This window comes from Otariodibacter oris, from assembly GCF_009684715.1.
GTDB lineage: Bacteria > Pseudomonadota > Gammaproteobacteria > Enterobacterales > Pasteurellaceae > Otariodibacter > Otariodibacter oris.
Genome location: NZ_CP016604.1, coordinates 124,295 through 141,323 on the forward strand (window position 1 = coordinate 124,295; position 17,029 = coordinate 141,323).

The 17,029-nt window shown below is 36.1% G+C and carries 18 protein-coding genes; 13 read left to right on the top strand and 5 right to left on the bottom strand.

The window, feature by feature from the left end:
- The first annotated feature begins 33 nt into the window (after positions 1 to 33).
- The 8 genes from A6A10_RS00620 (at position 34) to A6A10_RS00655 (ending at position 7,079) form a co-directional block, all read left to right on the top strand.
- Entirely contained in the window at positions 34 to 942 is a 909-nt protein-coding gene (locus A6A10_RS00620; RefSeq protein WP_229583605.1) for a septal ring lytic transglycosylase RlpA family protein, read from the top strand.
- A 26-nt stretch (positions 943 to 968) separates the two neighbouring features.
- The gene (locus tag A6A10_RS00625) at positions 969 to 2,141 is read left to right on the top strand and encodes a serine hydrolase (protein WP_121123012.1); all 1,173 of its coding nucleotides are present in this window, start codon (positions 969 to 971) and stop codon (positions 2,139 to 2,141) included.
- A gap of 125 nt (positions 2,142 to 2,266) precedes the next feature.
- Positions 2,267 to 2,563: a DUF493 family protein YbeD gene (gene ybeD / locus A6A10_RS00630; RefSeq protein WP_121123014.1), complete on the top strand. Its 297-nt coding sequence runs from the start codon at positions 2,267 to 2,269 to the stop codon at positions 2,561 to 2,563.
- Positions 2,564 to 2,627: 64 nt separating this feature from the next.
- Positions 2,628 to 3,290, top strand: a complete 663-nt coding sequence (gene lipB, locus A6A10_RS00635; protein ID WP_121123016.1) for a lipoyl(octanoyl) transferase LipB — start codon at positions 2,628 to 2,630, stop codon at positions 3,288 to 3,290.
- A gap of 9 nt (positions 3,291 to 3,299) precedes the next feature.
- Positions 3,300 to 4,262 carry a lipoyl synthase gene (lipA, locus tag A6A10_RS00640; protein WP_121123018.1) on the top strand — a complete coding sequence of 321 codons (963 nt, stop codon included), beginning with the start codon at positions 3,300 to 3,302 and terminating at the stop codon, positions 4,260 to 4,262.
- Between the two features lie 135 nt (positions 4,263 to 4,397).
- Positions 4,398 to 5,426 carry an endolytic transglycosylase MltG gene (gene mltG / locus A6A10_RS00645; RefSeq protein ID WP_121123020.1) on the top strand — a complete coding sequence of 343 codons (1,029 nt, stop codon included), beginning with the start codon at positions 4,398 to 4,400 and terminating at the stop codon, positions 5,424 to 5,426.
- A gap of 33 nt (positions 5,427 to 5,459) precedes the next feature.
- Complete coding sequence (gene tmk / locus A6A10_RS00650; protein ID WP_121123023.1) at positions 5,460 to 6,089, top strand: dTMP kinase; 630 nt, start codon at positions 5,460 to 5,462, stop codon at positions 6,087 to 6,089.
- Positions 6,090 to 6,092: 3 nt separating this feature from the next.
- Entirely contained in the window at positions 6,093 to 7,079 is a 987-nt protein-coding gene (locus A6A10_RS00655; protein ID WP_121123025.1) for a DNA polymerase III subunit delta', read from the top strand.
- Between the two features lie 19 nt (positions 7,080 to 7,098).
- On the opposite strand, the gene A6A10_RS00660 is transcribed toward A6A10_RS00655, so the two are convergent.
- Complete coding sequence (locus A6A10_RS00660) at positions 7,099 to 8,625, bottom strand: YifB family Mg chelatase-like AAA ATPase (protein ID WP_121123027.1); 1,527 nt, start codon at positions 8,623 to 8,625, stop codon at positions 7,099 to 7,101.
- A 273-nt stretch (positions 8,626 to 8,898) separates the two neighbouring features.
- Here A6A10_RS00660 and A6A10_RS00665 point away from each other — a divergent pair, with 273 nt between their 5' ends.
- Together A6A10_RS00665 and A6A10_RS00670 are read left to right on the top strand one after the other, a co-directional pair.
- Positions 8,899 to 9,657 carry a hypothetical protein gene (locus A6A10_RS00665; RefSeq protein WP_121123029.1) on the top strand — a complete coding sequence of 253 codons (759 nt, stop codon included), beginning with the start codon at positions 8,899 to 8,901 and terminating at the stop codon, positions 9,655 to 9,657.
- Positions 9,658 to 10,017: 360 nt separating this feature from the next.
- Positions 10,018 to 11,187, top strand: a complete 1,170-nt coding sequence (locus A6A10_RS00670) for an FAD-dependent oxidoreductase (RefSeq protein WP_121123031.1) — start codon at positions 10,018 to 10,020, stop codon at positions 11,185 to 11,187.
- Between the two features lie 101 nt (positions 11,188 to 11,288).
- Here the strand turns inward: A6A10_RS00670 and A6A10_RS00675 are convergent, their stop codons facing one another.
- Complete coding sequence (locus tag A6A10_RS00675) at positions 11,289 to 11,903, bottom strand: TetR/AcrR family transcriptional regulator (RefSeq protein WP_121123033.1); 615 nt, start codon at positions 11,901 to 11,903, stop codon at positions 11,289 to 11,291.
- 331 nt (positions 11,904 to 12,234) lie between these two features.
- On the opposite strand from A6A10_RS00675, the gene rplK reads away from it, so the two are divergent.
- Both rplK and rplA read left to right on the top strand, forming a co-directional pair.
- Positions 12,235 to 12,663: a 50S ribosomal protein L11 gene (rplK, locus tag A6A10_RS00680; protein ID WP_121123035.1), complete on the top strand. Its 429-nt coding sequence runs from the start codon at positions 12,235 to 12,237 to the stop codon at positions 12,661 to 12,663.
- Between the two features lie 3 nt (positions 12,664 to 12,666).
- Positions 12,667 to 13,356 (top strand): 50S ribosomal protein L1, encoded by a 690-nt coding sequence (gene rplA / locus A6A10_RS00685; RefSeq protein ID WP_121123037.1) that lies wholly within the window; start codon positions 12,667 to 12,669, stop codon positions 13,354 to 13,356.
- Positions 13,357 to 13,429: 73 nt separating this feature from the next.
- Here rplA and araD read toward each other — a convergent pair whose 3' ends face one another.
- On the bottom strand, positions 13,430 to 14,122 hold the full coding sequence (gene araD / locus A6A10_RS00690) for an L-ribulose-5-phosphate 4-epimerase (RefSeq protein WP_121123039.1): 693 nt from the start codon (positions 14,120 to 14,122) through the stop codon (positions 13,430 to 13,432).
- A complete protein-coding gene (locus tag A6A10_RS00695; RefSeq protein WP_121123041.1) occupies positions 14,116 to 14,976 on the bottom strand; it encodes an L-ribulose-5-phosphate 3-epimerase in 861 nt (286 codons plus the stop codon). Before A6A10_RS00695 ends, araD begins: the two co-directional genes overlap by 7 nt.
- 319 nt (positions 14,977 to 15,295) lie before the next feature.
- On the opposite strand from A6A10_RS00695, the gene A6A10_RS00700 reads away from it, so the two are divergent.
- Positions 15,296 to 15,970 carry a 3-keto-L-gulonate-6-phosphate decarboxylase UlaD gene (locus A6A10_RS00700; protein ID WP_121123043.1) on the top strand — a complete coding sequence of 225 codons (675 nt, stop codon included), beginning with the start codon at positions 15,296 to 15,298 and terminating at the stop codon, positions 15,968 to 15,970.
- Between the two features lie 29 nt (positions 15,971 to 15,999).
- Here the strand turns inward: A6A10_RS00700 and A6A10_RS00705 are convergent, their stop codons facing one another.
- Positions 16,000 to 16,803 carry an IclR family transcriptional regulator gene (locus A6A10_RS00705; protein ID WP_121123045.1) on the bottom strand — a complete coding sequence of 268 codons (804 nt, stop codon included), beginning with the start codon at positions 16,801 to 16,803 and terminating at the stop codon, positions 16,000 to 16,002.
- Positions 16,804 to 17,029: the final 226 nt, after the last annotated feature.

Sequence of the window (17,029 nt, forward strand, 5' to 3'; positions counted from 1 at the left end):
ATGTTATCATTTGGTAGCGAGATAGGAGAAATCATGATGTTTCGTAAAATAATTGCACTATTGTTATCGACGTTAATTTTATTTAGTGTTAATACTGTTCAAGCAAAAACAGAAAAAACATCCACGACAGTTACAAAAAAAGTAACTAATACAAAGAAAAAATCGGCTGTAAAAAAGGTATCGAAATCGAAGGAAAAAGCGCCTACCAAGCAAGTAGTAAATAATAAAAAAACAACCAAAAAGGCGCCAACCAAAAAAGTTGTTAAGAAAACGCCACCTAAAAAAGTTACTAAGGCAAATAAAAAGACTGCAACTAAGAAAGTCGTACCTAAAAAGAAAGTACTAGCTAAGAAAGCTACACCCAAAAAGAAAAAAACGAAAAAAACAACGGCAAGTAATGAAACGAAAAAACTGTATGGTGTAAAAGGGGATAAACTTTCTTATGTTAAAGTAAATAATAAAGTTTCTAGTTATACAATTAAAGGGCAAACACATACGACGATTAATAAAGAGAATTCTCGTCAATTTAGTCAAAAGGGAATCGCAAGCTATTATGGAACAAAGTTTCATGGTAAGAAAACAGCAAATGGTGAAATTTATGATAAAAATGCTTTTACCGCAGCACATAAGACATTAGCTTTAGGTTCTTATGCATTAGTGACTAATTTGAAAAATGGAAGAAAAGTAATAGTTAGAATTAATGATCGTGGTCCATTTAGTAATGGTCGAGTGATAGATCTTTCTGTTGCTGCAGCTCGTGAAATAGGTATGTTGAATGCAGGTACAGCCCAAGTAAAAATAGAGGCGTTACAGGTTGATCGCCAAGGTTATATTTCAGGAAAGGGTGTATCTACCTTAATGAATTTAGCCAAAAAAGAGGGACTTCCTTTAAAAGTAAAAGGTAAAGGGAACTACTTGGCAATTAAAGCTGACATACGATAAACCATCACAATACTACGGGAAAAATTATGTTAAAAACTCAATTAATTAAATCAACAATTTTATCCACCCTGATTTTTTCAGGGTTAAGCTATGCAGAAACATCTTTTGATCTTGCAGCTCCTCAAATTAATGCTCAAACCTACATTTTAATGGATTATAACTCGGGGGCTGTATTAGCAAGTTTAAATCCTGATCAACGTCAATATCCAGCAAGTTTAACAAAAATGATGACAAGTTATGTCATTGGTACTGCTTTGAAATCTGGTCAAATTAAGAATAGTGATCTTGTTACTATTACTGATAGTTCGTGGGGAAAAAATTTCCCTGGATCATCTAAAATGTTTTTAAATCTAAATCAAAAGGTTTCTGTCGCAGATCTTAATAGAGGTATTATTGTTGTCTCAGGTAATGATGCATCAGTAGCTCTTGCGGAATATATTTCAGGTTCCCAACAAACCTTTATTGATACAATGAATAAATATGTACAAGAATTTGGTTTGCAAAATACCAATTTTGCTACAGTACATGGATTGGATGATCCTAATCAATACTCATCAGCAAGAGATATTGCAATTATTGGTAGTCATATTATTCGTGATTTACCAGAAGAGTATAAAATATATGCTGAAAAAGATTTTACATTCAATAATATTAAGCAGCCAAACCGTAATGGATTGTTATGGGATAAAACAATGAATGTGGATGGCATGAAGACTGGTCATACTGATAAAGCTGGTTATAACTTAGTTGCTTCTGCTTATAACACTAATACTCGGCTTATTTCAGTAGTAATGGGAGTTGAAACTCTTAAAGGTAGAGAAGCAGAAAGTAAAAAACTTTTACAATGGGGATTTGCAAACTTTGAAACAGTAAAATCACTTTCAGCTGGACAAAATGTGTCGGAACAAACTATCTATTATGGGGACCTTAATAAGGTTGAATTAGGTACACTTAAGGATAGTTTCATTACTGTGCCAAAAGGTAAAACTGGAGAGTTAAAAGCTCGTTATGAATTAGATAAGAAGAATCTAGAAGCACCATTAGTAAAAGGTCAAGTTGTCGGTAAAATTATTTATCAATTAAATGACAAACCTATTGCAAGTATTGATTTACAAGTTATGCAAGATGTTGCCGAAGCTGGAATGTTTGGAAAAGCGTGGGATTGGGTTATATTAACGATTAAAGGACTATTCAATTAAACTAATTCGCTATTTGAGTAAAAAACTTGTAATTTTAAAAATAGTCCCCATATCTTGTCGCTATAAGCACTAGAGCAGTAATCATTATCAAAATAATTACTGCTCATTATATTTATGAGGAAAATATGAACAATAAAACAGTAAATTTATCTCAAGTTCCAGCAGCGTCTCTAAGAGAGCTTTTGTCTTTCCCATGTTCTTTTACTTTTAAAGTTGTCGGTGCTAAACGTGAAGGTCTGATTGAAGATGTTGTGAATGAAGTACAAAAGGTGGTTAAAGGTGATTATTCACCAACTCTTAAAGAGAGTGGCAAAGGATCTTATCACTCTGTTTCTATTACACTTCAACCAGATAATATTGAACAGGTTGAAGCACTTTATACAAATTTAGCAAAAATTGAAGGAGTAAGAATGGTATTGTAACCTTTTCTTATTTCCAACTTAATAAGGGTGTATTTATACACCCTTCTCTAATACGGTAAATAATATGGCATCTTCAACATTGATTATTCGCCAACTTGGTATTCAAGACTATCAAGAAATATGGCATAAAATGCAAGATTTTACAGATACAAGAACAGAAGAAACTCCAGATGAGATTTGGTTAGTACAGCATCCTTCTGTTTTTACACAAGGATCCGCGGGTAAGCCAGAACATTTACTTAATCCAACACAAATTCCAGTAGTACATACAGACAGAGGTGGACAGATTACTTATCATGGTATTGGACAGCAAGTAATGTATGTTTTGATTGATATTAAACGTCATAAAACCAATGGACATGAATTAAATGTACGCCAGTTAGTTACCGCATTAGAGCAGTGTGTTGTTAAAACCCTTGCAGACTACAATATTGAATCTTATCCAAAACCTGATGCTCCAGGTGTTTATGTTGATAAAAAGAAAATTTGTTCTTTAGGACTTAAAATTCGTAAAGGACGTTCTTTCCATGGATTAGCACTTAACATTAATATGGATTTGACACCATTTCGTAACATTAACCCGTGTGGTTATGCTGGATTAGAAATGTGTCAAGTTGCTGATTTTATCTCACAAGATGAAGCAACCTGTGAGAAAATAGCCCCTAAATTGGTTCATTACTTTACTTCTATTCTCGGGTATAATGAGCAACAAATTATTAACAAATAGGAGTACGAAATGGGTACACCATTTAAAATGGAGCGAGGTGTCAAATATCGTGATGCTGCAAAAACCTCCATTATCCCAGTAAAAAATATCGATCCTGACCAAGAATTACTGAAAAAACCTTCATGGATGAAGATAAAACTACCTAAAAATTTAGATCGTGTTCAAAGTATTAAAACAGGTATGCGTCGTCACGGGTTACACTCCGTATGTGAAGAGGCATCTTGCCCAAATTTACATGAATGTTTTAACCATGGTACTGCAACATTTATGATTATGGGGGCGATTTGTACTCGCCGTTGTCCTTTCTGTGATGTTGCTCATGGTAAACCACTTCCATTAGATGTAGATGAACCGAAAAAACTAGCAGAAACTATTCAAGACATGAAATTAAAATATGTGGTAATTACATCTGTTGACCGTGATGATTTACCCGATCGTGGTGCGGCTCACTTTGCTGCCTGTGTAAAGGAAATTAGAGCAGTTAATCCTGGTATTAAAATTGAAATTCTTGTACCAGATTTCCGTGGACGTATTGAACAAGCGATTGAAATTTTAAAAGAAAATCCACCCGATGTATTCAATCACAATTTAGAGAATGTACCACGTTTATACCATGACATTCGCCCTGGTGCGAACTACGAGTGGTCACTTAAATTGTTAAAAGCATTTAAAGCTGAATTCCCAGATATTCCAACAAAATCAGGAATTATGGTGGGGCTCGGTGAAACTAATGAAGAAATCTTAGAGGTAATGCAAGATCTAAGAGATAATGGTGTCACCATGCTGACTCTTGGACAATATTTACAACCAAGTCGCCACCATTTACCAGTTGCTCGTTACGTTCACCCAACAGAATTTGACATGTTCCGTGAAAAAGCAAATGATATGGGCTTTGAACATGCAGCTTGTGGACCTTTCGTTCGCTCATCTTATCATGCTGATCTTCAAGCAAGCGGTCAGTTAGTGAAATAATTTTACAAAAATAAAGCTCTACGGAGCTTTGTTTTTTCCTTTCTTTTTTCTACATAAACTCCACCTCTAACCCATAGATTTTCAAAGAAAGTTGTAGTAAGGTTCTGTTGGATTTTATAAAACAATATTAAGACTATGCTAAAAAAACTTTTTATCTTATTCATGTTACTTGTGGTCATTGCAATTGGGGGTGGGATATATGCTTACCAACAGTTAGAAGCTTTAGCTCATCAAAAAATCACCACCACACCAGAACAATTTTTGATTGTGGAAAGAGGGACATCGAGCCAAAAACTAGCACAATTACTTGAAGAACAGGGGATTGCTAAAAACACCAAATTCCTACCTTATTTGATTCGTTTACATCCAGAATTCAGTAATTTTAAAGCGGGCGTTTACTCACTTGATGGCGTTGAAACCATTGAGGGATTATTGCAACACCTCAATGAAGGAAAAGAAGTCCAGCTCAATGTGCAATTTATTGAAGGGAAAGATTTCAAAAATTGGCGAGAGCAATTATCGAATGCTAAATATTTAAATCAAACATTGGCAGATAAATCTGAGTCAGAAATTGCGGAGTTACTGGGTATTCCACATCAAAAACTGGAAGGCTGGTTTGCGCCCGATACTTATAGTTATGTTCCCCATTCTGATGATATAGAGGTGCTTAAACGAGCATACCAAAAACAGCAACAAAACTTGGATGAAGCATGGCAAAATAGAGCGGAGAACTTACCGCTTGCCAACCCTTATGAAATGTTGATCCTTGCATCTATTGTTGAGAAAGAAACAGGGATAGCGAGTGAACGCCCACAAGTTGCCTCGGTGTTTATCAATCGATTACGAGAAAAATGGAAATTACAAACAGACCCAACGGTTATCTACGGAATGGGCGATCGTTACAATGGCAATATCCGCAAGAAAGACTTACTTGAGCCAACACCGTATAATACTTATGTGATTGATGGCTTACCGCCAACACCGATTGCCATGCCAAGTAAAGCGGCAATTCAAGCAGTTTCTCAGCCTGATACAACACCCTATTTTTACTTCGTAGCAGATGGAACGGGCGGGCATAAATTCAGTAAAACGAATGCAGAGCATGAGCGTGCAGTTCGTAATTGGATACAAATTGAAAGACAACGTAAAGCAGAGAAAAAATAATCATCCCATACTATAAGTACGAGAAAAGCATAAATGAAAGGAAAATTTATTGTTGTTGAAGGGTTAGAGGGTGCAGGCAAAAGTAATGCTGTGCGTATTGTGAGTGAAGTATTATCAGCCCATAAAATTTCTTTTATCAACACCAGAGAACCGGGCGGTACAAAAATTGCAGAAGCATTACGCAATCTTTGGAAAGAAGGCATTGATGGTGAACATACCACCGATAAAGCAGAAGTCTTGATGATCTTCGCCGCCCGTACCCAATTAGTTGAAACTGTTATTCAACCTGCTTTAGCTGAAGGCACTTGGGTGATTGGCGATAGACACAATATGTCTAGCCAAGCATATCAAGGTGGAGGAAGAAATTTAGCGGACTTAGTCGATCATATTGGCGAAAAAATCTTAGGCGATTTCGAGCCAGATTTTACCCTTTATCTCGACCTCGATCCTGCGATTGGATTAGAGCGAGCAAAAGGTCGTGGTGCATTGGATCGTATCGAGCAACAACATATCGACTTTTTCCACCGCACCCGTGAGCGTTATTTAGCCCTAACAAAAGATAACCCGAAAGCTGTTGTGATCAATGCTGAACAACCTATCGAAAAAGTGTCAGCGGATATTCAACAAGCGGTCGAAAACTTTCTCACTTTTGCAAAAGTATAAAGTATGAATTTATATCCTTGGCATAATGAAATCTATCACAATATCACCCAATCTTTTTTGAATGGACGAGGTCATCACGCTCTATTATTCAAAACAGATATTGGTTTAGGTACATCCGACTTAATTTACGATTTTGCCTATTGGTTGTTATGCCAAAACAAACAAGGAAACCAACCTTGCGGACAATGTAAAAGTTGTCTTCTGTGGGAAAGCAATAACCACCCCGATTTTCATCAGATTGAATCGATTGATGGAAAAGATATGAGTGTTGATCAGATCCGTGATTTAACCTACCAACTGCAACAATTTTCGCAACAAGGCGGTAATTCGGTTATTTATATCGCAGGGGCAGAACGTTTAACGGAATCGGCGGCAAATGCATTGTTAAAAACATTAGAAGAACCTCACGATAACGTTTATTTTCTATTAGAAGCTCCGTTACAGTCGGCAATGTTAGCGACGATTCAAAGCCGTTGCCAAACTTGGCTATTACAAGCACCAGAATTTCAGTCCGCTTATCAGTGGCTTTCAGCACATTTTCCCGATCTTTCAGCGGAAGAATTAGAAACCGCAGTACGCCTTTGTCATAATCGTCCACTGATTTGCAAAACTTTTTTAGAATCTGACCGTTTAACGACTCGAAAAGAGTTTTTAAGAACCTTTTGGACTTTCTATAAACACCGAGACGTGTGGTTACTCCTTTCTGCTTTTGATAAAGAAATCCCTGCCATTTTGCAACAGCTAGAATGGATTGACTCATTCTTTACCGATGCACTCAAAGCGAAACTCAACATTTCAACAGGTTGGGTTAATCCAGATCTATTCAAAGGGATTGCATTATTTAGCCAAGGATTACCTGCTCAAGCCTTATTAAAAGGACATCATATTATCCAACAAATCCAACGTGATTTACTGGAAATCAATGCGGTAAATGCAGAGTTGATGCTCGCCAATGGGTTTACTCGTCTAGTGTTAGAAGTGTTTGAATAATGTTTTACATTACGGGGAATTAGCCATTTAAACGTTGTAATAACCTATCCATTGCGCGATAGCCTAATGCCTCCGCAATATGCGGTTGCTCAATATTGGCGGAGTCTGCTAAATCGGCAATGGTGCGAGACACTTTTAAAATACGATGATAGGCTCGCACAGAAAGCCCTAATTTCAATAATGCATTTTCTAAAAATAACGCATCTTTCTGATCTAATTTACAATCTTGCTCAATTTCTTTCGTGGTTAATTGTGCATTGATTTTTCCTCTGCGATTCAGCTGAATTGCCCTTGCCTTGACGACACGTTCACGAACTTGTGCTGTTGTTTCCCCTCGCTGTTCATTGTTATTTTGTAATGCCCCTTTCGGTAGTAATGGCACCTCAATCGAGAGATCAAACCGATCCAGAAAAGGACCAGAAAGTCTATTCAAATATCGCATCACTTGTTGTGGCGAGGCACGATTGTGCGAGCCTTGATAATGTCCTGTCGGACTAGGATTCATTGCTGCAATTAATTGAAAACGTGCGGGAAATTGCACTTTAGCATTTGCCCTTGATATAATAATTTCGCCCGATTCTAAAGGTTGTCGCAACGCATCTAATACTTTCCGCTCAAATTCGGGCAACTCATCAAGGAAAAGCACACCATTATTGGCCAAGCTTATTTCGCCAGGTTTTGGGATCGAACCGCCTCCCACTAACGCAACCATAGAGGCACTGTGATGGGGCGATCGAAAAGGACGTTTTTTCCAGTTTTGAAAATTGAGTTCATTCTGTACCAAACTGGTAATGGATGCGGTTTCAATCGCTTCTTTATCTTCCATTTCGGGAAGTAGATCTGCCAAGCGACTGGCTAGCATAGTTTTCCCCGTTCCTGGTGGACCAAGGAAAAGTAGGTTATGTTGCCCTGTGGCTGCAATCATCAATGTCCGTTTAGCGTGTTGTTGCCCAATAATATCGGTTAAATCTCGCTGAACAAGCGGTGAGATTGTTTCATTTTTTTGCGGAAGTTGTTGGGCTATCGGTAGTTGATCTCGATTATTAAGAAAATTGACTACCTGCAATAAAGACTTAGCACAATAGCTTTGCGTATCGGAAACTAAAGCAGCTTCGGAAGTATTTTGTTGCGGAAAAATGAGTTCTCGTTTGTCTTTAATGGCAGATAATACCGCAGGAATAACACCATGAACTCCTCGTAAATGTCCTGTCAGTGATAATTCCCCCAGAAACTCAAATTGACGCAGTTTATCTGAATCAATTTGTCCCGATGCTGCTAGAATCCCAATCGCAATGGGCAAATCAAATCGCCCGCCCTCTTTGGGTAAATCAGCAGGAGCAAGATTGATGGTGATTCGACGTGCGGGATATTCAAAATTAGCATTGAGTAACGCACTTCGCACTCGATCTTGGGCTTCTTTAACACTTTTTTCAGGTAATCCAACCAAATAGAGCCCAGGGCTACCCACGCTCATATGCACTTCGATAGTGACCAACGGGGCTTCAATCCCAATGGATGCTCGACTGTAAATAATAGCTAATGACATCTGTTCTCCTTTTGGAACAGTGTAAGCATTATTTATATTGCTTCATAATAGCGCAGTCAGATTCTTCGATCTATTTCACAAAAGTTTTACAAAAATCAAGGAAGAATTGATCTGAACGCTTGTAATATATTATATATATCTAAACTTACAATACTTTAATGAATAAAAATAAGTAATTGTAAATATAATTTATATAACTTATACTGACGAATCTGAAATAGCTTATTTTTGAATATTATATGGAGGAACATTATGGGCGGAGATGCAAGTTAAATGGCTGGAAGAGTGTTTGCATTTATAACTCCTATCTCTGTAATTCTAGCAATTTTAGGCGTAAATGTATTTGATCTCTGGGAAGGGGATAATGCTGAATATAAATCATGGACTATATTTATATTAACTTGTGTTTTAATATTTTATGCTTTTTATCAAGTATATAAATTTTCTAACAAAGTTTATCCCAAAGGTTTTGCACCAGTTGCCACATTTGCTCGTTATTGTACGACTGATGGTAAAAATATTCAGTATGAACTATTTCGTAACATACAAGTAAAAAAGAGTGTTATGAGTAAGTTTGAGCATGATTTTCTATGGACTGGTTCAAAAATGCCTGAAATTAGTTCTGATATGCAAAAAATTGAAAAAATAGAGGATGTAGAAGGAGAAGATGGAAGTAGTCAAAAAAGGGTTCATCTAATGTTAGGTGAGAGTCTAACGTATAATTCGTGTGAAGTGATTCATTTAAAAATGGATATCGACGACAGTGATGAAAAGTCATCTACTTTTTTGTCACAGTCTGTTCATGAACCAATTAGGTCAATCCACTTTAGAGTGGATCTACTTCACGCAAAAGATGATTATAAAACAGAATGTGCGATTTTAGAGTATATTGAGATAAAAAAACCAAAAGCTCAACGAACACAAATTCAAAAAATACCATTTGATGATATAACTAAAAGCTATTCAGCTTTAGTTGTACACCCAAAAGCTGGATATAGGTACATATTATCATGGAATAGACCAAAGAGTTAAATTCAATCAGTTTTTTATATTTATTTAATTTACATTTACAATGAGTTATCTTTGTTTTTATAGACTAACACATTTACTAATCTACTTCAGTCCCTTGTTTTTTCATTTACTCAATCCCAAGTTATTATCGTATCCCATGCATATCATTGAATAATATCAAAATTCCTATTGATGCTCTGCTGTAAATAATAGCTAATGACATCTGCTCTCCTTTTGGAACAGTGTAAGCATTATTTATACTGCTTCATAATAGCGAAGTCAGATTCTTCGATCTATTTCACAAAAGTTTTACAAAAATCAAGGAAGAACTGACCGCTTGTAGTACACTTGAAACTAAAAATAAGAAGAAAAGGAATCATGATGACTCAACAAGATATTATTGTTATTGGAGGTGGCATGGTTGGGGCTGCCTCTGCGTTAGGTTTAGCTAAATTAGGCTTAAACATCGTGTTATTAGAAAAAAATCCATTACCGACATTTTCCAAAGAAGCCTCTTATGATGTCAGAATTTCTGCAATTAGTGCATCCTCTGTCGATTTGCTTGAGCAATTAGGTGCTTGGCAGAATATTGAATCAATGCGAGTATGTCCTTACGATGGATTAGAAACGTGGGAAATTGACGGTTTTAATACCGCTTTTCATGCTAGCGATCTCGGGTTAGATAAATTAGGTTATATGGTAGAAAATAACCTTATTCAAATTGGATTATGGCAAGCCTTACAAGCTTATCCAAATTGCCAACAAGCGGTCGGTTTTAATAAAATTTCTGCAAATCGAGAAAATGGTATTTGGACAGTAATCCTTGATGATCAACAAAGCTATTCTGCCCCAGTGTTATTAGCTTGCGATGGCGCAAACTCCCTTGTACGTAGTTGGTCTGGTATTGGTTTAACAAGCTGGCAATATCGCCAACATTGTTTATTAGCGGTTGTGAAAACAGAATTACCTCAACAAAGTGTTACATGGCAACAATTTTTCCCAAGTGGTCCTCGTGCCTTTTTACCTTTGAGCGGGCAAAATGGCTGTGTGGTGTGGTACGACTCTCCACAACGTATTGCTGAGTTAAAACAAATGGATAACGCACAACTTTCTAACGAAATTAATCAGAATTTTCCAAGCCGATTAGGTCAAATCGAAGTGACTGCTCATGGAAGTTTTCCTCTTACTCGCCAACATGCACAAAGCTATGTGAAGCAAGGAATTGTCTTGGTCGGTGACGCGGCTCATACAATTAATCCATTGGCAGGACAAGGGGTAAATTTAGGATTTAGAGATGTTAAAGCCCTCTTGAATGTGATCGAACAAGCGGTCAAAAAAGGCGAAGATTTTGCAGATGAAAAAGTCCTAAAACAGTATGAAAGAAAGCGTAAACCCGATAATTTAGTGATGCAAACAGGGATGGATGTTTTTTACAAAGCCTTTAAAACGGAATTATTACCTGTGAAAGTTGCTAGAAATATGGCGTTGATGATTGCAGAAAAAGCCACCCCCCTCAAAAAGAAAGCCTTGAAATACGCGATTGGGTTGTAGACTGAAGATTGTGTTTCGTTTTTATTAAATAGTATCAACTGAAACCCAAAAGCCAACTTGATGATTATCAGGTTGGCTTTTGAACTAGCTAATTCTTTTTCTTATCTAGTGCAATCTAATTCAGAAAGCATCATGTTCCAAACTTCGGTGAGAGGAACTTCCGATTGACTTATTTTAGTCACTAAACTTGCACCCAACCAAGCGTAATACCAACGACTAGCAATGCTTTCTGCCGAAATATTTTGTCTTTGAGGAAGTGAGCCATCTTCCCACCCCGCTTTAATCTGTAGACTAATCCAATCTATAATTGTCTGATAAGTTCTAGCTAAAGCGAGTCGCATAATATCGGAAATATCAGCCACCTCACCGCTTAATTTTACAATCAAGCATTTTTCTCCAGAACAACCATCTTTTTGTGTGTCGTACCAACATTTAAAATATTCATAAAGCTTCTGTTGAGCCGTAATTTCTTTATTTGAAATTTGTTCGAGTAACTTTTTTCTATTAAGCGAATAATGTTCTATTAGCTCTTCTCCAAACGCTTCCTTTGACTCAAAATAGTGATAAAAAGAACCCTTAGGTATCCCTGCGGTATCTAAAATTTGTTTTAAACCGACAGCAGTAAATCCCTTTTGAGCAATAAGTTGATAACCAACATCTAAAATATGTGATTTAGTATCTGAGTGTTTTTTTTCTATTGGCAATATACCATTCATGAAATATACTTTTCCTTTATGTTATTTAGTTCTCATCATTCATATAACTATTGTGAAATGATTATACGCATATTAGACCGGTTGTCTATTTTAATGTTTAATGCACGTAGTAAGGTTGTCGTAATAAAAGCGTCATAATAATTCTGTGTACACAAAACTCTTTTACTACTTCTACCACAAGGAGATCTTTTTATTGAAAGATGGCTTGTTTTTCAGTAGAATATCTGCCCAATCACGAGCAAGCTTTGCTAGCTCGTGTTTTTTATGTAATGTTTTTATAAACGAGGGGAGCTAGAAATAGCGTTATTACCCATATTAGAGGAAGCTCAAAATGGCAAAAAAAGTACAAGCCTACGTTAAGTTGCAAGTTGCAGCAGGTATGGCAAACCCGTCACCACCGGTTGGTCCAGCATTAGGTCAACAAGGTGTTAACATTATGGAATTCTGTAAAGCATTTAATGCACGTACAGAAAGTATCGAAAAAGGTTTACCAATTCCAGTTGTAATCACTGTATATGCAGACCGTTCTTTCACATTCGTTACTAAAACTCCACCAGCAGCAGTATTATTGAAAAAAGCTGCAGGTCTTAAATCTGGTTCTGCAAAACCAAATAAAGACAAAGTAGGTAAAGTAACTCGTGAGCAAGTTCGTCAAATCGCTGAAACTAAAGCAGCAGATATGACAGGTGCAACAATTGAAACTAAGATGAAATCTATTGAAGGTACTGCACGTTCAATGGGCTTAGTGGTGGAGGAATAATCGATGGCTAAATTGACTAAAAAAATGAAAGCAATCAAAGCTGGCGTAGACTCTACTAAAGCATACGAAATCAATGAAGCGATTGCATTATTAAAACAATTTGCAACAGCTAAATTCGTTGAAAGTGTTGATGTTGCTGTAAACTTAGGTATCGATCCTCGTAAATCTGACCAAAACGTTCGTGGTGCAACAGTATTACCACACGGTACAGGTCGTACTGCTCGTGTTGCAGTATTTACTCAAGGTGCTAATGCAGATGCTGCTAAAGAAGCTGGTGCGGATTTAGTAGGTATGGAAGACTTAGCTGAACAAGTGAAAAAAGGCGAAATGAACTTCGACGTTGTTATTGCTTCTCCAGATGCAATGCGTGTTGTTGGTCAATTAGGTCAAATCCTTGGTCCACGTGGTTTAATGCCAAACCCTAAAGTGGGTACAGTAACTCCAAACGTTGCTGAAGCAGTTAAAAATGCAAAATCAGGTCAGATCCGTTACCGTAATGATAAGAATGGTATTATCCATACTACTATCGGTAAAGCTGATTTCGCTCCTGAGCAATTAGTTGAAAACCTTCAAGCGTTGTTAGCAGCTATCAACAAAGCTAAACCAACAACTGCAAAAGGTGTATTCATCAAGAAAGTTAGCGTTTCTACAACTATGGGCGCTGGTGTTGCTGTTGATCAGTCTTCACTATAATTTTCTGATATAGTTTTATAAAAAAAAGCATAGAGTTAAACTCTATGCTTTTTTTATATTCTATAACAATCGTTTACTGTCCATAGTAGGCATTTTTACCATGTTTACGTAAATAGTGCTTATCCAATAATTCTTGTTGCATTGGCTGTAAATTTGGACGCATCAATTTACTAAATAAGTTCATATAGGAAATTTCTTCCATTACAACGGCATTATGCACTGCATCGTAAGCATCTTTACCCCAACTAAATGGACCATGAGAATGTACAATTACACCAGGCATCATATTAGGGTCGATATTTCTATTTCGGAAAGTTTCAACGATTACTTTACCTGTTTCTAATTCATAATCGCCTGCAATTTCTTCAGGGGTCATTTTTCGAGTACAAGGTATAGGTCCATAGAAATAATCTGCATGTGTTGTTCCTAATGCAATAATATCTTCACCAGTTTGTGCCCAAGCTGTCGTGTGACGAGCGTGAGTATGCACAATTCCGCCAATATCGGTAAATTGGCGATAAAGTTCTAAGTGAGTATCTGTGTCGGAAGAAGGCTTTTTGTCGCCCCAAACTTTTTTTCCATCTAAATCAACAATAACAATATCATCCGCTGTCATTGTGTCGTAATCAACTCCAGATGGCTTTATTGCAACTAAGCCTGATTCACGATCAATTTCACTTACATTTCCCCAAGTAAATGTGACCAATTTATACTTTGGTAATTCTAGATTAGCTTTAAGTACTTTTTCTCTTAATTCTTTTAACATGGGAAATCTCCCTCCTTCATTTTTTGTTCAATCCAACGACGAGCATTGATAATTTCTGCAATTGGTTCATCAGATTTCTCAGTCCACATTTCAATTAAGAATGCACCACGATAATTCAATTCAGCTAATGTTTTAAAGCAAGCTACGAAATCTACGCAACCATCGCCAAATGGTACATCACGGAATTGACCTTTGCATGTTTCTGTCACTTTATAAGTATCTTTTAAATGAATGGCTGAAATTTTATCGATACCTAATTTTAATTCCTCAGCGACATTATCATTCCATGCAGATAAATTTCCGAGATCAGGATAAACGGTAAACCATGGTGATTTAATAATCTCATCCCATTTTTTCCACCGAGTAATTGAACTCATGAATTTAGTATCCATAATTTCAACAGCAAGAGTCACTTGGTTACTTGCAGCAAGTTCTACCGCCCATTCTAAACCTTCTTGGAATCGTTTAATTGTCCCTTCATCTTGTTCTTCGTAATAAACATCATAACCAGCTAACTGTATAGTTCTTACACCTAAATCCACAGCTAATTGAATCGCTTTTTCCATCACTTCATACGCTTTTTTGCGAGTATCTTCATCATGGCTACCAAAAGGATAACGGCGATGACCAGATAAACAAATTGATGGAATAGTTACCCCTGTATTAATGATTGCTTTAACAAGATTTACTCTTTCTTTCTTACTCCAATCTAATCTAGATAAACGTTCATCCGTTTCATCAATCGACATCTCAACAAAATCAAACCCACAAGCTTTTGCAATGGAAAGGCGATCTTGCCAACTAATATTCTTAGGTAATGCTTTTTCATAAATGCCTAATTTATGCTTTCTCACAAGTAACTCCTGCTTTTTAGTAAGTGGTTAAGCTATTTTCTATGATGATGAAATAACTATGTTATAGTTTGAACAAATTATCATCTATAATTCTTAATTGTCAATCAAACTCAAAAAATAAAAAACTAATAGAATCAATTTGTTATTTGTTTTTTTCTAGCTTTGTGAACCATGTCTCAATTTTTTGATATTGAATTTCATAATATGAAACGATTATAATTATAAAAGATAAAGGAGATATAAAGTCAACAAATAATAGTTAATATTTTCTATTAAATATGTAATATTAGATTTATCCCATCATTAAAAGGAATATCTTATGTCAAAACCTTTACTCCAAATTGCACTAGATTCATTGACTCTTGAAAAAGCAGTTGCTGATGCTAAACAAGCAGAAAATGTAGTCGAAATTATTGAAATTGGTACTATTCTTGCTTTTGCTGAGGGAATGAAGGCTGTTAGCACTCTTAAGGCTTTACATCCAAACCACATTATTGTTTGTGACTTAAAAACAACTGATGCAGGTGCAATTCTAGCGAAAATGGCATTTGATGCAGGTGCAGATTGGCTAACAGTTTCTGCTGCAGCTCATCCTGCAACAAAAGTAGCCTGTAAGAAAGTTGCTGATGATTTCAATGCGGCTAATCCTGATCTTAAAGTGAAAAAAGAAATTCAAATTGAAATTTATGGAAATTGGACATTTGAAGATGCGAAAGAATGGGTTGAATTAGGTGTTACACAAGCTATTTATCATCGTTCTCGCGACGCCGAATTATTAGGTAAAGGTTGGATGTCAGAAGATCTTGAACAGATGAAACACCTTGAGGAAATCGGTTTAGAATTGTCCATTACAGGTGGAATAGTGCCAGAAGATATTCACTTATTTAAAGAAATTAAAAAAGCTAAAGCCTTCATCGCCGGTCGTGCTTTGGTCGGTGATAAAGGAACCGAGACAGCGATGGCTATTAGAACTGAACTTGAAAAGTATTGGTAATTATCCCCTAGCTAACAAAAAATGGTGGATTACCCCACCATTTTTTCATCAGGTTGCCAACCAAGCTCTTCAGAAATAGCTTGTGAAGTCTTTCGTAATTCAGTCAATATCGTTGTTTTTCCTATCTGATTTAACCTATGTATTGAGGTAGAAACCGAAATAGCATAATTTACTGAATTATTAAGATCAAAGATTGGACAAGCAATACAAACTACACCCATTTCATTTTCTTCCCTATCCATGGCAAATCCTGTTCTAATCACATCTGCTAACTCTATTTTCATATTCTCTACAGTCGTAATCGTATTATTTGTAAGGGGTTTTATAATTGCTTTTTTTTCTACCCAATATTCATCTAAGTAGCGTTTATCAGTTTCGTGAGCAAGAAAGAGTTTTCCCATAGCAGAACAATATAATTCCATATGTTGACCTATGTAAGCTCTTGTTTTCATCATCCCATTCGTTGGCTCTAACTTATAAATCATAATGGAGTGATCACCTTCTCGGCGAGAAAAATTAATTGTTTCTCCTAAAATAAGATTAAGGGTTTCAAGATGAGGAGAAGCTATATGAATAATATTCATTGATGAGAGTGTCTTTTGTCCCAAGCTTAGGCATTTTGTTGTTAAACGATAGCTACCCATTGAGTTTGTTGGCTTAATAAAGCCTTCACTTTGTAAGCCTTGTAGTAATCGATGAACAGTACTTTTATTTAGTGATGAAAGTTCTGTTAGCTTAGATAGTGGGCACCCATTAGGGAAATTGCTTAAAATATCAAGTAATTGCAATCCTCGAATAAGACTTTGATTCCCGCTATGTTTTCCTTCAGCCATTAATTATTCCTATTTTATATTTAGTCTAATATTCATTAAATTTTAGCCATATTATAGCCATTTCATATTGTGAAATCTAATCATAAAAAAGTGAGATCAAGCTCACAAAACCAAAAATTTACAAATAACATATTGATTAAAAAGAGTTTTTATTTTTTACATTTAATTGACATTTTTTGTTCAAGAGCGTAATTTTTGAAATAGTATTTTACTATATGAAATCAGG

Bases quoted from the DNA above. Each gene is read 5' to 3' on its own strand.
- A6A10_RS00620 (WP_229583605.1), top strand. From the start codon at position 34: ATGATGTTTCGTAAAATAATTGCACTATTGTTATCGACGTTAATTTTA.
- A6A10_RS00625 (WP_121123012.1), top strand. From the start codon at position 969: ATGTTAAAAACTCAATTAATTAAATCAACAATTTTATCCACCCTGATT.
- ybeD (WP_121123014.1), top strand. From the start codon at position 2,267: ATGAACAATAAAACAGTAAATTTATCTCAAGTTCCAGCAGCGTCTCTA.
- lipB (WP_121123016.1), top strand. From the start codon at position 2,628: ATGGCATCTTCAACATTGATTATTCGCCAACTTGGTATTCAAGACTAT.
- lipA (WP_121123018.1), top strand. From the start codon at position 3,300: ATGGGTACACCATTTAAAATGGAGCGAGGTGTCAAATATCGTGATGCT.
- mltG (WP_121123020.1), top strand. From the start codon at position 4,398: ATGCTAAAAAAACTTTTTATCTTATTCATGTTACTTGTGGTCATTGCA.
- tmk (WP_121123023.1), top strand. From the start codon at position 5,460: ATGAAAGGAAAATTTATTGTTGTTGAAGGGTTAGAGGGTGCAGGCAAA.
- A6A10_RS00655 (WP_121123025.1), top strand. From the start codon at position 6,093: ATGAATTTATATCCTTGGCATAATGAAATCTATCACAATATCACCCAA.
- A6A10_RS00660 (WP_121123027.1), bottom strand. From the start codon at position 8,625: ATGTCATTAGCTATTATTTACAGTCGAGCATCCATTGGGATTGAAGCC.
- A6A10_RS00665 (WP_121123029.1), top strand. From the start codon at position 8,899: ATGGCTGGAAGAGTGTTTGCATTTATAACTCCTATCTCTGTAATTCTA.
- A6A10_RS00670 (WP_121123031.1), top strand. From the start codon at position 10,018: ATGACTCAACAAGATATTATTGTTATTGGAGGTGGCATGGTTGGGGCT.
- A6A10_RS00675 (WP_121123033.1), bottom strand. From the start codon at position 11,903: ATGAATGGTATATTGCCAATAGAAAAAAAACACTCAGATACTAAATCA.
- rplK (WP_121123035.1), top strand. From the start codon at position 12,235: ATGGCAAAAAAAGTACAAGCCTACGTTAAGTTGCAAGTTGCAGCAGGT.
- rplA (WP_121123037.1), top strand. From the start codon at position 12,667: ATGGCTAAATTGACTAAAAAAATGAAAGCAATCAAAGCTGGCGTAGAC.
- araD (WP_121123039.1), bottom strand. From the start codon at position 14,122: ATGTTAAAAGAATTAAGAGAAAAAGTACTTAAAGCTAATCTAGAATTA.
- A6A10_RS00700 (WP_121123043.1), top strand. From the start codon at position 15,296: ATGTCAAAACCTTTACTCCAAATTGCACTAGATTCATTGACTCTTGAA.
- A6A10_RS00705 (WP_121123045.1), bottom strand. From the start codon at position 16,803: ATGGCTGAAGGAAAACATAGCGGGAATCAAAGTCTTATTCGAGGATTG.